The organism is Niveispirillum sp. GW835-FHT14G11 (assembly GCF_058793615.1).
The window spans coordinates 1-1,321 of sequence record NZ_JBXAFZ010000055.1 but is presented as its reverse complement, the minus strand read 5'-3'; the positions used below and the strand labels follow the sequence as shown (position 1 = coordinate 1,321).

Sequence of the window (1,321 nt, the reverse complement as noted above, 5' to 3'; positions counted from 1 at the left end):
TGAACCGCGCCGGGATTGTCGGCGGCAAAAGTTCGTGAGTCACGCCGCCATTTGCTGAGTGCTCACGGCATCATGATAGCGTTGTTCCGCCTCTGCGGGCGGGATATTTCCGATGGGCTCGAGCAGGCGTCGGTTGTTGAACCAGTCGACCCATTCGATGGTTGCATATTCCACGGCTTCAAAGGATTTCCATGGTCCCCGCCTGTGGATGACCTCAGCTTTGTAGAGGCCGTTGACGGTTTCGGCCAAAGCATTGTCGTATGAATCGCCGACGCTGCCGACGGATGGTTCGATACCGGCGAGGCCCAGCCGCTCGGTGTATCGGATGGACAGATATTGACTGCCCCTGTCCGAGTGATGGACCAGTCCAGATTTCCCGGCTGGCCGGCGCTGGTGCAGGGCCTGCTCCAGGGCATCCAGGACAAAGCCGGCGTCAGCCGTCCGGGATACCCGCCATCCGACGATCCGCCTGGCAAAGGCGTCGATGATGAAAGCCACATAGACAAAGCCGCTCCAAGTGGACACATACGTGAAATCGGACAGCCACAGCTGATCGGGCCGGTCGGCCCGAAACTGCCGGTTCACCCGGTCCAGCGGACAGGGTAAGGCCTTGTCGGCAATGGTGGTTTTCACTGGCTTGCCGCGAATGGCGCCCCGCAGGCCCATCTCCCGCATCAACCGCGCGACCGTGCAGCGCGCCACCTGGATGCCCTCGCGCTGCAACTGCCGCCACACTTTGCGCACCCCATAGACCTGGAAATTCTCATCGAACACCCGCCGGATATCGGCCTTAAGGCCAGCATCCCGACGAGCCCGTTCAGGCAGCTTGGCCGGATCAGCCTTGCGGGCCGCATGCAGACGCACAGTGGATGGGGCGATTGGCAAAACATCGCAAATCGGCTCGACCCCGTATTCCCGGCGGTGGGCATCAATGAAGTCCAGCATCATTTCGGTCGGCGGTCGAGCTCCGCCATCGCGAAATAAGCCGACGCCTTGCGAAGAATCTCGTTCGCCTGACGCAACTCCCGGATCTCCCGCTCCTGCGCCTTCAGCTTCTCCAGCACATCCAGCGGAATGCCCGCACGGCTGCCGCTCTCCACCTCGGCTTTCTTGACCCACTCGTTCAGCGTATGGGCCGAACAGCCGATCTTGGACGCCACGGACGACACTGCCGCCCAGCGCGACGGGTGATCCTTCTCGTGATCCAGGACCAACCGAACAGCCCGCTCGCGGACCTCAGCTGAAAATTTGTTCGTTGTCTTGCTCATCGTAGCCCCATCCTCTCAGGAGTTGGAGCCGCCGACAATCCCGGCGCGGTTCA

Annotated in this window: 1 protein-coding gene and 1 other annotated feature; the gene reads right to left on the bottom strand. The window is 61.7% G+C overall.

Going from position 1 to position 1,321, the window contains the following annotated elements:
* Positions 1-39: 39 nt before the first annotated feature.
* Positions 40-1,268 (bottom strand): IS3 family transposase gene (locus AC1Q7F_RS32565; RefSeq protein WP_492512703.1). Its coding sequence is split into 2 segments (ribosomal slippage): positions 40-974 and positions 974-1,268, totalling 1,230 coding nucleotides; the frame shifts between segments, so codons are not numbered across the junction.
* Positions 871-987: a sequence feature (AL1L pseudoknot), on the bottom strand. (Overlaps the previous gene by 117 nt.)
* Positions 1,269-1,321: the final 53 nt, after the last annotated feature.